We start from the raw sequence: 15,247 nt of genomic DNA on the forward strand, positions 1-15,247 counted from the left end.
ATGCCAAGCAAGACGCATTGACTCACCGCAAAGCAATGATTTAATGTCCTTCTAGGCGCAACCCTAAACGTTTTGTTGGCCATCATACAATGCCATCACTTCATCTACCTTAATACGCCCTTGACCTTTGCGACTGATGGTACGTTGCACTTTCACAAGATCTAACTTATCTGCAGAACGATAAAGCTGCTTAGTAAAGTCTACATAGTGATTTGAAATAAGCGTAGAAATACCTTTTTCACGAGCCGCTACAGCGCACTCAACTAACCGCAACTGCTCCTTCTCGGTAAAGCTATTACCAGCATAAGAGGTAAAGTTTGAAGTTTGATTGATCGGTGAATACGGAGGATCGCAGTAAATGGTATCGCCTGGCTGTAAATTATCAAACGCAAGCGAAAAGTCGCCTTGTACAAATGTCGCTCTTTGCGCTCGCTCGGCAAAGAACTCTAACTCTTTTAAGGGGAAATATGGCTTCTTATAACGGCCAAAAGGCACATTGTAACCACCGCTTTTATTATAGCGGCACAAGCCGTTGTAGCCGTGACGATTTAAGTACAAAAAGATAACCGCACGCTCGAACACATCTTGACTTTGATTAAAGCTATTTCGCAGCTGGTAATAGTTGTCTTCAGAATTAAAGCCGCTATTAAACAGCTTTTTGGCCTCGGTAATGAAATATCTGTGGTCTGACTTAAGGCTATTAAATAAGCCGATCAAGTCATGATTCATATCTACCAGCAGATAATCATCAAAATCGAGGTTAAGGAACACAGAAGCACCGCCAACAAACGGCTCCACTAAACGCCGACAGCCATCCGTGGGTAATAAACGATGAATGTCATCTATTAGTTTCTTCTTGCCGCCGGCCCATTTCAGTGCAGAGCGCATATTATTTTGGCTCACACAATTAGCCACAACAAACCCCAGTACGGTTGGTATAAAGAGTAAACAACCTATTGAAAACAGGGATTATACAGGTAAGCCTCGCAAGCGCAAAGATTGCTTCACAGGACATTATGCCGCCAAAGATGTTTTAATCATCCACCACTACGCTTTGTAACTGTTGATATTTCTTCGCCCAAGGTTTGAGTAACTTGAGGTTATTGGGTAATCCCGCTATCGCATTATTAGCTTGAGTGCGAGAGTTATATTGGCCATAAACCACCAAGTAACCGGGTTTACCGTTTCGATAAACTTTGAAATAAGTAGCCGACTCTTCAATGCCATGCTCTTTAACAAAAGCTTCGAGCACAGGCAAGGTGCTGATAGCGGCAAGCTGCAAAGCAAACTTTCGCCCCGAGACCTGTTTCAGCTCAGCAGCGCTCGACAGTGAAAATGCACTGCCAGTTTGATTCGTTTGCTTATCTGATTCACTCGCAGAAGCGGAAACATCCTCATTCTGCAGCGACAAGGCATCTGCATTCGCGGTTTCTTGCTCTGCATTACTCGTTAGCGTTTCGGTAGCAGGTTCAACAGACTCAACGGCGGTAATAATCGGAATTTGTTCATCCGTTGTAGGTTTGCTTTTAGTCTTAACGGGTTCAGTATCAGTTGAGCTTAAAGTGGGGCTTTGCTGCGATTGAGGTGCTTGCTCAGCCGTCTCTTGAGGAATTTCTGCAGGAGAGTCGTCATTTAAATCGGTCACAACCGCGGTCGAGTTTGAGGTTGCATGTTGCGACTTGGTAAGATCTTTATCATTTGCTTGAGCGGTGCTATTAGTGGCTGCGTTTTGCTCCGCAGGTACAGGTGTAGCATTAGCCGATGCTTCGAGCACCTGTTCGAGCTGAGCAAGAGAATTTACCTTGGCGCGATTCTCTTGTTGTTCAACCGGGGCCACCTTGTCTGTATCTTTACCCTGCTCAGCGGGGCCTTTACTCATTTCCGTGAGAACTTGTTCGGTGAGGGTGACCTGTTTACGACCATCGTCTAGGGTCTTTAACTCTATGCCTGAGTCATTGATTTCTTGAGGTAACCCAGAATCTTTATTCCAGTCGCCCGCCAAAGCCTCTGGCTTTTTGCTTATGACTGGAGTAGGAGTGGTTACAATGGGCGGTAAAGATGCACTTTCAACTATATCTGAGGCCAATATCTCGTTCTTTGCCGGTTGCTCCTGCTCTGAAGGCAGCAGTAAATAAAAAATACCACTGGTCATTAACAATACCGCAGCGATCACACCGGCTAACAATAAAGGCTGAGCATTTCTTTTCACCTTTTTATCCTCTTTAGCTGCAGGAGCATTTACGATGATATCCACGACCTGCTGTAATTTCGCAGGGTTACCGTTGCAATTGTCTATTTGCCTTTCTATGGCGGCATTGTTTTCAATTTTTGCATGATAATTAGCGCGCTGAAATAAGCCTCGCACAAACTGGTGGCACTCTTGTTCTGTGAGCGGTGCAAGCTCCATCTCTATTGGCGGTTCGTCAGTTTTGCCATGCAATAATTGCACTTGTTGCTGACACCACACTGGCTCACCAAACATTACAACATTGATTTTATGATTTAACTTCTTGAACTTATTTTCTAATAAAATTAACCATAATTCAGCCACGATGGCTGCGGGTAAGTGGTGTGCATCATCAATGACAAAAACCAATTCGGCTTGCTGCCCTTCCAGCATAGCAAATAAAGTTTCGCCGCAAGGATCTGACGGGTTAAATAATGGCTCGGTGACCACTTGTGAAAGGAGTATTTCTCGGCACTTAGCTTCGTTTGCGTCCACTTGGCAATTAAGCAAACTTTGGTTAGCAATGAGCTCATCGCTGCTTAATAAGCGTTGAATAACCGTGGTTTTACCGGAGCCACTTGAGGCGCTGACAAAGGTAAAACTGGAAGAAAAAAAGATAAGATGTTGCAACCGGTCAACCAGTTGCAACTGGGAAGGTAAATCGGCGAGGTGGACTTTAGGATCCAACATACCTTATTAACTACCGGCTATCACGCCTCTCAACACCTCATCTGATACATCAGCAAAGATGTCCGAACGACCGATTGCGGTTGGAAGAATTAATCGCAATTGACCGTTCAGTACTTTTTTATCTACTTGCATATGATGCATAAAGGTATCGAAAGTCATCTCAGGGGGTGGTGTAATGGGTAAATCGAACTGTGCAATTAAATCAACCATGCGATCTAAGTCAGCTAGTTCAATTAACCCCATGGCCAAGGCTGTTTGCCCAGCCATAACCATGCCTGCTCCTACTGCTTCACCATGAAGCCAATTTCCATACCCTTGCTCAGCCTCAATTGCATGACCAAAGGTATGTCCTAAGTTTAGCAGCGCGCGGGCGCCTTTTTCTTGTTCATCAATACTGACTATCTCAGCCTTGATTTCACAGCAACGCTTGATGATATAAGTCAGTGCGTCAGCATCATGATCTTTTAATAGAGCAATATTTTGCTCTAACCAGCAAAAAAATGCTTGGTCGAAGATAATGCCGTACTTAATGACTTCAGCCATGCCTGCTGCGAACTCTCTTGCAGGTAAGGTTTTTAAACAATCTATATCGATATTCACGACTTGCGGCTGGTAGAACGCCCCAATCATATTTTTACCCAAAGGGTGGTTCACTGCGGTCTTACCGCCAACCGATGAGTCGACTTGCGATAATAAAGTGGTTGGTACTTGTATGAAGTTGACCCCACGCTGATAACAGGCAGCGGCAAAGCCCGCCATATCACCGATAACACCTCCGCCTAATGCTACCACTGTGGTATCACGTGCATGGCGTTTTGCTAATAGGGCATTCAATACCACCTCAAAATGTTCAAGGTTTTTGTATTGCTCACCATCAGGTAAAATCACTTCATCAATGTCATAATCACTGAGCGTCTGTTTCAAGGTTGCGAGATACAATGGCGCCACAGTGTCATTTGTCACCACCATGACTTTTTTCGCATAAATTGCGCCATTGAATAAGCTAGCATTAGTCAATAAGCCAGCACCAATATGAATTGGGTAACTACGCTCACCTAGATCGACGTTCAGGATTTCCATTGCGTTTAAAAGTCCAATAATTTAATGATTTGATTCGCCACTATCTTGGCGCTTTGTTCGTCTGTCTTTACTGTGTAGTCTGCTATTTCAGAATACAACTCATTACGTTCACCCGCTAAAGACTCTAAAACATCTCTTGGGTTATCCGTTTGTAATAAAGGACGGCGCTTATCTCTTTGGGTTCGTGCCAGTTGCTTATCAACCGTAGTTTCTAAGTAAACAACAAGCCCACGAGCAGACAAGCGATTTCGACTGTCTTTGCTTTTTACTGAACCGCCACCTGTGGCCAGTACTATTCCTTGCAGTTGTGAAAGATCATCGATGACTTCTTCTTCCCGTTTACGGAAGCCTTCTTCCCCTTCAACGTCAAACACCCAAGCAACATCCGCGCCAGTGCGTTTTTCAATTTCCGTGTCTGAATCTAAGAATTCAAGATGTAACATCTGTGCCAGATGTCTGCCTATTGTGCTTTTGCCTGCGCCCATTGGGCCGACCAGAAAAATATTTCGTTTCTCTGCCATGGTCCTACGTATTTCTTTTTAACGACTCTAAATGTTAGCGTCATTTTGCGCGCTAACCCGTATAACCTGAATAACTGTGATTAAGGCGGCGATTATCTCAATTGTCAGGGGGGATTTGCAACCATTGAAAAAAAAATGAGCCCACATTTTGCAATGTGGGCTCACCAATTCAAGAAATGTTACTCAGAAAAGGCGGTTTGCGTAATAATTTTAGGCGTTACAAAAATTAGCAACTCGGCTTTTTGGTTACTTTGAATAGTTTTTCTAAACAATGCACCAGCCCAAGGAATGTCACCTAAGATTGGCACCTTTTGAATCGTATCACTGATCTGTTGCTGGTAAATACCACCTAACACAATCGTCTCACCGTTGTTAACCAAGACTTGTGTACCTATCTCTTGAGTATCAATCGATACCGCTTGTCCTACAGCTGTAGCGACTACCTCACCTTTACTGTCCTGAGTAATGACCAGGTCTAAGATAATCTTGTTATCCGGAGTAATGTGAGGAGTCACATTCAAACTTAACACCGCTTTTTTGAACGATACAGACGTGGCACCACTTGACGCAGACTCTACGTAAGGGATTTCAGTACCTTGTTCAATGTAAGCTGTTTTTTGGTTTGCAGTGGTGATACGTGGGCTCGCAATGATTTCAGCTTTACTTTCTGCTTCTAAAGCGGAAAGTTCCAAGTCTAATATCTGACCGTTAGCCAGCTTAGCAACTTGGAAAGCAATAGAGCCTGCAGGTTGGGCAACCGGTAAATTAACATTCAAACGGTCTTCCAAAGAAGGAATTCCAGGAGTGCCATCACCATCGGTACCATTACCTGTATCAGTGCCTTCTAAGCTACCAGAAGTAGAACCATTTTCAGAAACCTTAGTGATGCCCCAGCGCACACCCAGCTCTTCATTTAAACCATCTCGAACAGTTACCATACGTGATTCGATAAGTACTTGTTTCACTGGTATATCGAGTACTTCAATCATACGCTTGACGCTATCAATCACATCAGCTGTATCACGAATCAAAAGGGTATTAGTACGCTCATCAATGGACACGTTACCACGAGAAGATAGTAGGCTGGCGTCAGAATTAGAAAGCATATTAGCGATATCACCGGCTTTCGCGTAATTAACTTGTAGGAACTCAGAGTAAAGTGGAGCTAGCTCGCTCACTTGCTGTTGCGATTCTAGTTGCTCTTTCTCTTTCGCAGCAAGCTCAGTAGCAGATGCAACCATCAATACGTTGCCTTCCATGCGCTTACCCAGGCCTTTCACCTTCAAGATAATATCCAAGGCTTGCTCCCAAGGCACCTCATCTAAGCGCAGTGTGATATTGCCTTGTACAGAGTCTGTTGTAACTAGGTTAAAGCCATTAGTATCGGCAAGGATCTGTAATACCGTACGTACAGCGATATCTTGAAAGTTAAAGGAAATCAATTTACCGTCATAAACCGTTTCTTGTTTCGCTTCTTCTTTCTTCTTAACATCAATAACAAATAGGTTATCTAGCTGGTCGTATCGGTATTCAAAATTACCATCAATGTCTATTTCAAAACGCGTTTTGCCATTTTCATTAAAAGTTTCTACGGTTTTAACCGGCGTGGCAAAATCAACAACGTCCATCACATAGATAAGGTCATCCATTACATACGTGCTTTGGAATTCAGCTAGCAGCTTTTTACCACGTTTACGAATGTCTACCGCGATGGTTGAGTTATCAAGATTGACAAGTAACTGACCTGAGCCTTGGTCTCCGCGTTTAAAGTCAATCGTTTTAATGCTATTAACATAACCTCTTGGCGTGCCGTTACTGGCTGGTGAAGTGACAACCTTAGCTTGTTGCAGTTTTGGTGCTGCAGCGACTGTTTCACTTTCAGGTACGTCAACAGCAGACTTAGGCGCTGGTGTTGGAGTTAAAGCAGCGGCTTTTAACTCCTCCGCTTTTTCTGCTTTACTGTCACTTTGACTGACAGAGACAATCATCGCTGCTTCTTTCGTCGTGGTACTTTGCTTCGTGCTGGAAACATCACCAAAGCGAACAGTAAGAGTGTTGGTATCGTGTTGTAAACGATAAGGCATCAACTGCTTCAATCCGATAACAACTTGTAAGCCGTCAGCGGTTCGTTGCGCTTTTACCATTTCTACGCCATCTTGATCCACCGGCACAGGGTTTAGCTTTAATACAGAAGATGCATCTTTCACGTCAATAATCAGCTGATTAGGACGGTAATGTAATTTATCTTTGTAACGAAGAACAGGTTCACTGAACTCTAGCTCTAATTCAACTTTGCCTGCTGTCAGTGGATTAACATTCAACTTGTTGAGTTGAGGCTCAGCAAACAAAGAGCCGGAAAAAAGTGCAGCACCCAGCAAAACTGGTGCTAATCGTGCAAATTTAAAATTGAATCTATTGGTACTCATTAGACTTCCCTGTTTTTATTCTTCGCTAACCAGTGTCAACTGAGTTGTCTGTTCTTGCCAACAACCCTCTTCATCTGGTACCAACTCTAGTAAATTAATCGTATCTTTTTCGACGTTTATAATCCGACCATGATTAAGGCCCAAATAATAACCGGATTTAACTCTGTGCACATCACCACCACTGACTTCAACCAGTGCCCACAAATGGCTATCGAGCTCAATGGTGCCTCGCATAAAGAGGTTGTCTACAGAAAACTTCTCTAATGGCTGCTTTTGCCTATTCAAGTTAGGTCTTGGGCAGGTTCTAGGAGAAGAATTTATATCGCTGGCTTCTTCAGGGCGAGGAATCGAAAATGGCTTACGCATCGTACCACCTGCATAAGGTGATATAGCAATCTCTTGAATAGTCGGAATTTTATCGTTGATGGGGTATGTTTTTGACTTAACGTTGGCAACATACACATTAAGATCATCACTATTAGCCTGGCAGCCTAACAATACAGTACTCAGAGCAACAATTAACAAGTTTTTCATTGTTTGCTCTCCTTGTAGGTGTAGGTTTTAGCTTTAAGCTCAACGTCTAACATGTCATTTTCAAGCTTCTTGATAACAACATCATCTAATATTATGACACGGGGTAATTTTGCGATATCGGCGGAGAATTGACCGATTTGGTCATAGTTTCCTGTAACCTTGATGCTGTAAGGCACCTCGATAGAAAACTCACGTTCCACTTCGCTCATCGGCTTAAATCGCTGAAACTGCATGCCATTGTCACTGCCGATAAAGTTAATGCGATCAAGTAACTGAGAAACTTCACTTTTACTCGGTAGCTTCTTAACAAGTTCAGCAAGCAAAGCTTCAATTTCAACCATCTGCCTACGGTAAGCATCAAGGTTAGAAGCCAAAGCAGCCTTGGTTTCAAATTGACGTTTAATTTCAACTTCTTGTAGCTGAACGCTTTCTAACTTTTTGAGTTGGTCATCAAATATAAAGTAATAAAAGCCACCAATGATAAGTGCACCAACAATAGTAATAAAAACAGCTTTTGCAACAATCGGCCACGAGCCAACGTTCTCAAAATCGAGCTCATTAATATTCATTATTCAGAGCCCTCCGTGCCGGTATCTTTGATCTGACTAATCACTTCAAATTCCATATCAAAGTTGAAAAGTTTTATTGGTTCGGAATTTAGATCGGCGTAAATACCGCCTAACGATTCTCGGCCAAACTCCTCAGACTCTTCAATATTGCGATACATTTTTGAAGCTCTCCCTTGAGATTCAGCTTTACCTTTAATCGCAATTCTCACATCAGAAAAGGTGAGAGTTTCTAGATATACACCATTTGGCGTAAGCTCTGGCAAATCATTAAACAGATCTGTCAACCAGTTTCTTCTTTCTTGCAATTGCTGAATAAGGTTAATGCGTTTTTCAACTTCTGCTTTTTTCTCTTTAATATTCTTAATTTCAGCAATCTGTCTATCAAGAACTGTAATTTCATTATTTAAAAAAGCATTGCGTTGATTTTGCTTATCAATTTCGCCATCAAGAAAGACTTTACCACCAAACATTATGGCAGCGGTGACGAGTGACACTAGAAATAACGCACCGTAGAAATCTTTCTCTTTGCGTTTTCTCAGCTCTTCACGCCAAGGTAATAAGTTTATATTTGACATGGGGTAAAACTCCTCATCGCCAAACCAAGAGACATCATAAACTTAGAACCACTCACAGACAGCAGCTTGCCATCGGCATCTTTGGAAAATTTAAAGCCAGTAAACGGGTTAGCGTGCACTAAAGGAATCTCTAACTCACTCTCAATTTGCGCAACCAACTCTGGCAGTAAACTGCCGCCACCGGTCAACACAATTTTATCGACTTGAGAGTAACCGCTTGAGCTACAGAACAGTTGAATGTTACGGCGGATATGCTGAATAGCTGAAGTAACAAATGGCGCCATAACGTCAGTGTCATAATCTTCAGGCAAGGTATTCGCGAGCTTGTCTTTTTCGGCTTTATCCAAGTCCATATTGTAAAAGCTGGCGATAGCTTGGGTGTAATTATGACCACCGTAGTTCTGCGCTCTCGAATAAATTGACTCGCCTTTATTCATCATGGCAAACGTCATCATCGACGCTCCCACATCAATAGCGGCGACGACTTTGTCAAAGTCTTCGTCTTCAAGTACTAGCTGACAGGACCGAGCCAATACATGCGATTCGATATCGATCACCTTAGGCTCCATGCCTGCGTCTTCAAGACAAGAGGTCTTAGTCACTATGGTATCGGTTCTTGCCGCGCTGATTAGCACGTCATTGCGCGACGGATCCGTCACGTTAATGCCGAGTACTTCAAAGTCGATGCTAATTTCGTCGATAGGAAATGGAATAAGGTGTTCTGCTTCAAGCTCAATTTGAGCCTCAAGTTCCATCTCATTTAACTCTGCATCCATCTGCACCACTTTAGTATAAACATCAGCACCAGACACGGCTGCAGCGGCATATTTATACTTAGCAGGGAAATTGCGTTTAACTTGTTTAATGACCTGAGCAATCTTATCTATTTCAATAAGTTGGCGATCTGTGACAGCCCCTCGGGGCAAGTTCATTTCAGCAACACCTTCCACTTTATAGCTTTTGCCAGATTTCGCCAATGCAATAGCTTTAACCGAGTGCGACCCGAGGTCAATCCCGATCATGGAGTAGGTTTGCTTTTTCCTTAAGCCTGGTAACATAACATCCTAGTTCTATCTTTTATAATACGAAAAGTAGCGGATTTTCGCTGCTATAATAATCGTTATTTTATGATTTCACCAATGCTTTAAATCACAATTCGCTGTTTAACTTCGGCTTATTAAGGATATACTAGGCTTCTTTGCTAAATTTGTTAACTGGGTGGGTATTTTAATGTGGAAGTGGCTTAAACGACTTCTTTTTGTCGCGATGTTTTTTGCATTTGCAGGGATCGCAGCCATAGCCGGCATGTATTATTACGTAAAACCCGATTTACCTGATGTCAAAAGTATCAAAACGGTACAATTGCAAACCCCAATGAAGGTGTTCAGCAGTGATGGTGAACTCATTTCACAATTTGGTGAAAAACGCCGGATCCCGCTCGAGATCCAAGACATCCCAGCGCAGATGATCGACGCCTTTCTTGCCACCGAAGACAGCCGTTATTATCAACATCCAGGCATCGACCCCATTGGCATCGTACGCGCTGCAATTGTTTACTTATCCAGTGGTCAGGCTAAGCAGGGCGCCAGTACCATCACTCAGCAAGTCGCAAGAAACTTTTTCCTTACTCGAGAAAAAACCTTAATACGAAAAATAAAAGAAGTCTTCATTGCAATTCATATCGAGCAGCTTCTTACTAAAGACGAGATCCTTGCACTCTACCTCAATAAGATCCCACTCGGTTACCGCTCATACGGTGTCGGTGCTGCTGCTCAAGTTTATTACGGTAAAGACGTCAGCGAATTAACCTTAGCGCAAACAGCAGTGATAGCCGGTTTGCCAAAAGCACCGTCTAAGTTAAACCCGATTTATTCGCCAGAAAATGCCAAAGCTCGTCGCTCAATCGTGTTACAACGAATGCTGGAAGAAGGCCATATCTCAAAAGCAGAATTTGAGCAGGCGAACAATGCGCCTATTACCGCGAAATACCACGGCGCAGAAATCGCCTTATCGGCGCCTTTTGTGGCTGAAATGGCGCGCCAACAGCTGATCGAAATGTATGGTGAAGAAGCCGCCTATAATCAAGGCCTAAACGTTTACACCACAGTCAACTTTAAGGACCAACAAGCAACCCAGCAAGCGTTAATGGATAACCTACAAGCCTACGACCGCCGTCATGGCTATCGTGGTCCAATTGAGCAACTGTGGCAAAAAGACGAAGCCGCTTGGGCGATGCAAAAGATCTATGATCATTTGGACAGTCAACCTTATTACGGTCCACTGCGCCCCGCTGTTGTGACCAAAATAGATAAAAAAGAAGTTGAAGTATTAGTACAAGGAGGTAAAGCGGGCATTATTGCTTGGGAGGACATGCAGTGGGCTCGTCGCTTCGTCAATGATAAACGCCAAGGCCCCGCCCCCAAAAAAGCGGCTAGTATTTTCAACTTAGGCGACATGGTATGGGTGCGAATTGAAGACGAAAAAATCATCTTAGCGCAATTGCCAGATGCTGCCGGCGCGTTGGTCGCGATCAACCCACTCGACGGTGCCATTCAGGGTCTTTCTGGTGGATTTGACTTTAAGCAAAGCAAATTTAACCGCGCCACGATGGCTAAACGCCAAGTCGGCTCTAATATCAAGCCTTTTGTCTACTCAGCCGCCCTTGAAAACGGTTTCACGCTTGGTACTTTAGTCAATGACTCCCCTATCAATCACTGGGACACAGGCCAAGGTATCGCCTGGCGTCCAAAGAACTCCCCAGCGGTCTATGACGGTCCAATTCGCGTGCGCGTAGCGTTAGCTAAATCTAAAAACGTGGTCTCGGTGCGATTGTTACGCAGTATCGGTATCCAACCCTTGATTGATCACTTGGCTAAATTTGGTTTTAGTAAAAAAGACTTGCCTGAAAACGAATCGATTGCGCTGGGCACACCTTCTCTAACCCCACTCGAGGTCGCCACGGCTTACGCAGTGCTAGCAAACGGCGGTTATAAAGTTTCACCCTATATCATCGCCAAAATAGAAGACGCATACGGCAACTTGGTTTATCAAGCCGCCCCTGATTTAGCCTGTATTAATTGCCCTGATAACTTAGTGCAAAGTGATGAGAACAGTGAGCTGGACGTTATCGAAACAGCGGTATTAGATGTTTCAGAGCAGCCTAAAAGCGTACCTGACGCCAGTACTTATGTTCCGGAAAAATCAAAAACTGCCCCGCAAGTGATTTCTTCTGCCAACGCATTTTTGATGCGTGAAGCCCTCAACAGCGGTGTATGGGGCGGAAGCTCTCACGGTAAACATTGGAACGGTACAGGTTGGCGTGCAGCATCAGCCCTCAAGCGCCATGACATCGGGGGAAAAACGGGGACGACGAATGACTCAAAAGACGCTTGGTTTTCTGGTATCAGCCCTTATTCAGTAGCCACCGCTTGGGTCGGCTTTGATAACCACGCCAGAACCTTAGGCTATGCATCGCGCAATGCCAACCTTGGTAATAAACAACGCAGTGGTGGTGAGTTTGGTGGCAGCACCGCACTGCCGGCCTGGATTGCTTTTATGAAGGTTTATTTGGCCGATAAAGAAGAGCAAGATAAACAAATCCCTCGCACAATTACAAAAGTGGCCATAGATAAAGAAACAGGCCTACTGAGCAATGGCAGTGGTAATAGCCGCACAGAGTATTACGAAAAAGGCACTGAGCCCACCAGCTATCAATCTGAGTTAGAGACTAACTTCTTTGAATCAGGTGGTGGCGATGATGAACTGTTCTAGCCTTTAAAAATAAAAAAGCGCCCTCGGCGCTTTTTTTTACCGCGCGCTAACACGCTCTACTGAGCTTTGCTCGATACCTGTTCAATAATGAGTGCAGCTAACTCATTAAAACACGGCCTACGCACACTGTTTTTACGGTACAGCAAGCCTATTTCTCGACTCGGTTTAGGCGCTACAAATGGTAAGTATACCAAGCCTTCTTGCTGGCGTTCGTTGGGCACAGCAAGTTTAGGCAGCAGCGTAATGCCAATATCAGAGCTCACCATGTGCCTTAAGGTTTCTAAACTGGTAGCTTTAAAGGCATTGTCTTCCTCTGCGCCTGCCGCAAAGCAAAAGCCCATCGCCTGGTCCCGTAAACAATGGCCATCTTCTAGCATCAGAACTCGCTCACCGCTCAATTGCTCTAACGCCACATGCTGTTGCTGAGCCCAGCGATGCTGGTCTGATACGACAAGTTCAAGAGACTCTTGGTACAAAGGGTTTAAGCCATAGTTTTCCATTCCAGGTAAAATTGCCAATATCAAACAATCGAGATCGCCTTCATCAAGCTGGCGTAATAACACATGGGTTTGATTTTCATAGAGGTAAACGTCAAGTTCAGGAAAAGCTTGGCGAATAGAAGGCACGATCTGCGGTAATAAATAGGGAGCCACGGTTGGGATCAAGCCAACATGAAGCGGTCCATTCATCGGCTCGCTATATTGTTTTGCTGCTTCTTTAATTTGTTTAACCTCAAGCAACACTTTGCGCGCTTTTGCCGTGATATCTAAGCCTGCTTGGGTAAAAAGAACCTTGCGTGAAGAGCGCTCCATCAATAACACACCAAGCTCATCTTCTAACTTTCTGATTTGGCCACTTAACGTTGGCTGACTGACAAAACACTTTTCCGCCGCCTTGCGAAAGTGCTTTTGTTCTTCAAGGGCTACTAGGTATTCTAAATCTCTTAAATTCATCTTGGCTACCTTACACAAAATTCTCTTTTACTATATCGCGGCAATTACAAAAAAGCCCTACCATTTGGTAGGGCTTGCTAATGCACATGTTCGACCTGACAATTTATGCCATATAGTTTTCCGGCATATCAATTTGCGCCACACCGGAGTCGACAGCCGCTTGCGCGACCGCTTTGGCTACTTTAGCCAACAAACGAGCATCCATCGGCTTAGGGATAATATAATCTCGGCCAAAAGTTAACGCTTCTTCACCACTTGCAGCAAGTACTTCAGCCGGAACCGGCTCTTTTGCTAATGCTCGAATCGCGTTCACCGCCGCCACTTTCATTTCATCGGTTATCGCTTTTGCTCGTACGTCGAGGGCGCCGCGGAAAATAAATGGAAAACACAGAACATTGTTCACTTGGTTAGGATAATCACTGCGTCCCGTAGCCATAATTAAATCATCACGAACGCTATGTGCAAGCTCAGGTTTAATTTCGGGATCGGGGTTAGAACAAGCAAAGATAACTGGTTTTTCAGCCATTAAAGCGACGGCTTCAGGCGGTAAAACGTCTGGTCCAGACACCCCAACAAACACGTCAGCACCGGCAATCACGTCCTCTAGCGTACGCTTGTCAGTATTATTGGCAAACAGTTGTTTGTATTCATTTAAGTCATCACGACGGGTATGAATAACGCCCTTACGATCCAGCATATATATCTTTTCACGCATCGCCCCGCACTTAATAAGCAGCTCCATACACGCAATCGCAGCAGCGCCAGCGCCCATGCAAACAATGGTAGATTGCGCAATATCTTTGCCTTGAATTTCAAGCGCATTAATCATGCCCGCAGCGGTCACGATCGCGGTTCCGTGTTGATCATCGTGAAAAACAGGAATACTACAACGCTGAATCAAAGCTTTTTCGATTTCAAAACACTCAGGTGCTTTGATATCTTCTAAGTTGATGCCCCCAAAGGTATCCGCAATGTTCGCCACTGTATTAACAAACTCTTCAGCAGTGCGATGTTTGACTTCAATATCAATGGCATCTAAATTAGCAAACCGTTTAAACAACAGAGCCTTGCCTTCCATTACGGGTTTTGAGGCCAAAGGACCTAAGTTACCTAATCCTAAAATGGCCGTGCCATTTGAAATCACAGCAACCAAGTTACCTTTCGCCGTGTAGCGATAAGCCTCATCAGGATTGACGGCAATTTCTTTTACTGGCTCGGCAACCCCTGGGCTGTATGCCAACGCGAGATCTTTAGCAGTCTCAGCGGGTTTGGTAAGTTCGATGCTGATTTTACCGGCTACGGGTAAGGCGTGATAGTCAAGCGCTTGCTGACGAACATCTGTCATGTGTGCGATTCCAATATCCTGAAGAAAAGAAGGGGTATTTTAAAAACTGTGATGATAGTCAAGTATTGGCACAATTCCCAGTAAAAACAAACAGAATATGACAGTTTTATCGAGTAATCAGAGAATTAGTGGAAGAGATAATAAAAAGATAGGCAATAAAAAAAGGCGCCTAAAAGGCGCCTTGATAGAAATGCTAGGCAGCTTACTTTTTACCAAGTACTGCGAAACGTTTCTTGAATTTGTCAACACGACCACCAGTATCAAGTACACGCTGTGTACCAGTGTAGAATGGGTGACAAGAGCTACATACGTCTAGGTTTAGGTCTTTACCTACAGTAGACTTAGTAGTGATAGTATTACCACAAGAACAAGTTGCAGTAATTTCGTTGTATTCTGGGTGGATACCAGCTTTCATGGGATAACCTCGGTTAGGCCGTGTCGCTATTTGGTCAAATTGCCAAACACCACACGTGGTTTTAAAACTTTACAACGAACAGCCGCTGTAAATTAAGGTGGCGAATAATAAAGCATCCCTCGTCACGGGGCAAGCTCTGCA

The 15,247-nt window shown here is 44.1% G+C and carries 13 protein-coding genes; 1 reads left to right on the forward strand and 12 read right to left on the reverse strand.

The annotated features are described in order from the left end of the window. Positions 1–63 precede the first annotated feature (63 nt). The 9 genes from D1Z90_RS13805 to pilM all read right to left on the reverse strand — a co-directional run bounded on the left by D1Z90_RS13805 (position 64) and on the right by pilM (position 9,644). Positions 64–888, reverse strand: a complete 825-nt coding sequence (locus tag D1Z90_RS13805) for a Dam family site-specific DNA-(adenine-N6)-methyltransferase (protein ID WP_119911364.1) — start codon at positions 886–888, stop codon at positions 64–66. Positions 889–1,033: 145 nt separating this feature from the next. Then, entirely contained in the window at positions 1,034–2,917 is a 1,884-nt protein-coding gene (locus tag D1Z90_RS13810; RefSeq protein ID WP_119911365.1) for an AAA family ATPase, read from the reverse strand. A gap of 6 nt (positions 2,918–2,923) precedes the next feature. After that, positions 2,924–3,997: a 3-dehydroquinate synthase gene (gene aroB / locus D1Z90_RS13815; RefSeq protein ID WP_119911366.1), complete on the reverse strand. Its 1,074-nt coding sequence runs from the start codon at positions 3,995–3,997 to the stop codon at positions 2,924–2,926. A gap of 5 nt (positions 3,998–4,002) precedes the next feature. Beyond that, complete coding sequence (gene aroK / locus D1Z90_RS13820) at positions 4,003–4,518, reverse strand: shikimate kinase AroK (RefSeq protein WP_119911367.1); 516 nt, start codon at positions 4,516–4,518, stop codon at positions 4,003–4,005. A gap of 179 nt (positions 4,519–4,697) precedes the next feature. Beyond that, positions 4,698–6,944, reverse strand: coding sequence for a type IV pilus secretin PilQ (locus D1Z90_RS13825; protein ID WP_119911368.1), 2,247 nt, complete (start codon positions 6,942–6,944; stop codon positions 4,698–4,700). A 15-nt stretch (positions 6,945–6,959) separates the two neighbouring features. Beyond that, positions 6,960–7,478, reverse strand: a complete 519-nt coding sequence (locus D1Z90_RS13830) for a pilus assembly protein PilP (RefSeq protein WP_119911369.1) — start codon at positions 7,476–7,478, stop codon at positions 6,960–6,962. Then, entirely contained in the window at positions 7,475–8,047 is a 573-nt protein-coding gene (locus D1Z90_RS13835; protein ID WP_119911370.1) for a type IV pilus inner membrane component PilO, read from the reverse strand. Before D1Z90_RS13835 ends, D1Z90_RS13830 begins: the two co-directional genes overlap by 4 nt. After that, entirely contained in the window at positions 8,047–8,622 is a 576-nt protein-coding gene (locus tag D1Z90_RS13840; protein WP_119911371.1) for a PilN domain-containing protein, read from the reverse strand. Before D1Z90_RS13840 ends, D1Z90_RS13835 begins: the two co-directional genes overlap by 1 nt. Beyond that, positions 8,610–9,644 (reverse strand): type IV pilus assembly protein PilM, encoded by a 1,035-nt coding sequence (gene pilM, locus D1Z90_RS13845; RefSeq protein ID WP_232525262.1) that lies wholly within the window; start codon positions 9,642–9,644, stop codon positions 8,610–8,612. The genes D1Z90_RS13840 and pilM overlap by 13 nt, the downstream gene beginning before the upstream one ends. Positions 9,645–9,852: 208 nt before the next feature. Between pilM and D1Z90_RS13850 the strand changes: the two genes are divergently transcribed. Continuing rightward, the gene (locus tag D1Z90_RS13850) at positions 9,853–12,393 is read left to right on the forward strand and encodes a penicillin-binding protein 1A (protein WP_119911395.1); all 2,541 of its coding nucleotides are present in this window, start codon (positions 9,853–9,855) and stop codon (positions 12,391–12,393) included. A 56-nt stretch (positions 12,394–12,449) separates the two neighbouring features. Here D1Z90_RS13850 and oxyR read toward each other — a convergent pair whose 3' ends face one another. The 3 genes from oxyR to rpmE form a co-directional block, all read right to left on the reverse strand. Next, a complete protein-coding gene (gene oxyR, locus D1Z90_RS13855; RefSeq protein WP_119911373.1) occupies positions 12,450–13,346 on the reverse strand; it encodes a DNA-binding transcriptional regulator OxyR in 897 nt (298 codons plus the stop codon). 103 nt (positions 13,347–13,449) lie between these two features. Continuing rightward, positions 13,450–14,691, reverse strand: a complete 1,242-nt coding sequence (locus tag D1Z90_RS13860) for a malic enzyme-like NAD(P)-binding protein (RefSeq protein ID WP_119911374.1) — start codon at positions 14,689–14,691, stop codon at positions 13,450–13,452. A 202-nt stretch (positions 14,692–14,893) separates the two neighbouring features. After that, on the reverse strand, positions 14,894–15,106 hold the full coding sequence (gene rpmE / locus D1Z90_RS13865; RefSeq protein ID WP_119911375.1) for a 50S ribosomal protein L31: 213 nt from the start codon (positions 15,104–15,106) through the stop codon (positions 14,894–14,896). Positions 15,107–15,247: the final 141 nt, after the last annotated feature.

It is taken from the genome of Motilimonas pumila, assembly GCF_003596335.1.
Taxonomy (GTDB): domain Bacteria; phylum Pseudomonadota; class Gammaproteobacteria; order Enterobacterales; family CBDFNC01; genus Motilimonas; species Motilimonas pumila.

What these genes read in the sequence shown, in the direction of transcription:
- D1Z90_RS13835 (WP_119911370.1), bottom strand. Translation starts at nt 8,047, where the DNA reads ATGAATATTAATGAGCTCGATTTTGAGAACGTTGGCTCGTGGCCGATT.
- D1Z90_RS13840 (WP_119911371.1), bottom strand. Translation starts at nt 8,622, where the DNA reads ATGTCAAATATAAACTTATTACCTTGGCGTGAAGAGCTGAGAAAACGC.
- oxyR (WP_119911373.1), bottom strand. Translation starts at nt 13,346, where the DNA reads ATGAATTTAAGAGATTTAGAATACCTAGTAGCCCTTGAAGAACAAAAG.
- rpmE (WP_119911375.1), bottom strand. Translation starts at nt 15,106, where the DNA reads ATGAAAGCTGGTATCCACCCAGAATACAACGAAATTACTGCAACTTGT.
- D1Z90_RS13810 (WP_119911365.1), bottom strand. Translation starts at nt 2,917, where the DNA reads ATGTTGGATCCTAAAGTCCACCTCGCCGATTTACCTTCCCAGTTGCAA.
- D1Z90_RS13850 (WP_119911395.1), top strand. Translation starts at nt 9,853, where the DNA reads ATGTGGAAGTGGCTTAAACGACTTCTTTTTGTCGCGATGTTTTTTGCA.
- aroK (WP_119911367.1), bottom strand. Translation starts at nt 4,518, where the DNA reads ATGGCAGAGAAACGAAATATTTTTCTGGTCGGCCCAATGGGCGCAGGC.
- aroB (WP_119911366.1), bottom strand. Translation starts at nt 3,997, where the DNA reads ATGGAAATCCTGAACGTCGATCTAGGTGAGCGTAGTTACCCAATTCAT.
- D1Z90_RS13860 (WP_119911374.1), bottom strand. Translation starts at nt 14,691, where the DNA reads ATGACAGATGTTCGTCAGCAAGCGCTTGACTATCACGCCTTACCCGTA.
- D1Z90_RS13830 (WP_119911369.1), bottom strand. Translation starts at nt 7,478, where the DNA reads ATGAAAAACTTGTTAATTGTTGCTCTGAGTACTGTATTGTTAGGCTGC.
- D1Z90_RS13805 (WP_119911364.1), bottom strand. Translation starts at nt 888, where the DNA reads ATGCGCTCTGCACTGAAATGGGCCGGCGGCAAGAAGAAACTAATAGAT.
- pilM (WP_232525262.1), bottom strand. Translation starts at nt 9,644, where the DNA reads ATGATCGGGATTGACCTCGGGTCGCACTCGGTTAAAGCTATTGCATTG.
- D1Z90_RS13825 (WP_119911368.1), bottom strand. Translation starts at nt 6,944, where the DNA reads ATGAGTACCAATAGATTCAATTTTAAATTTGCACGATTAGCACCAGTT.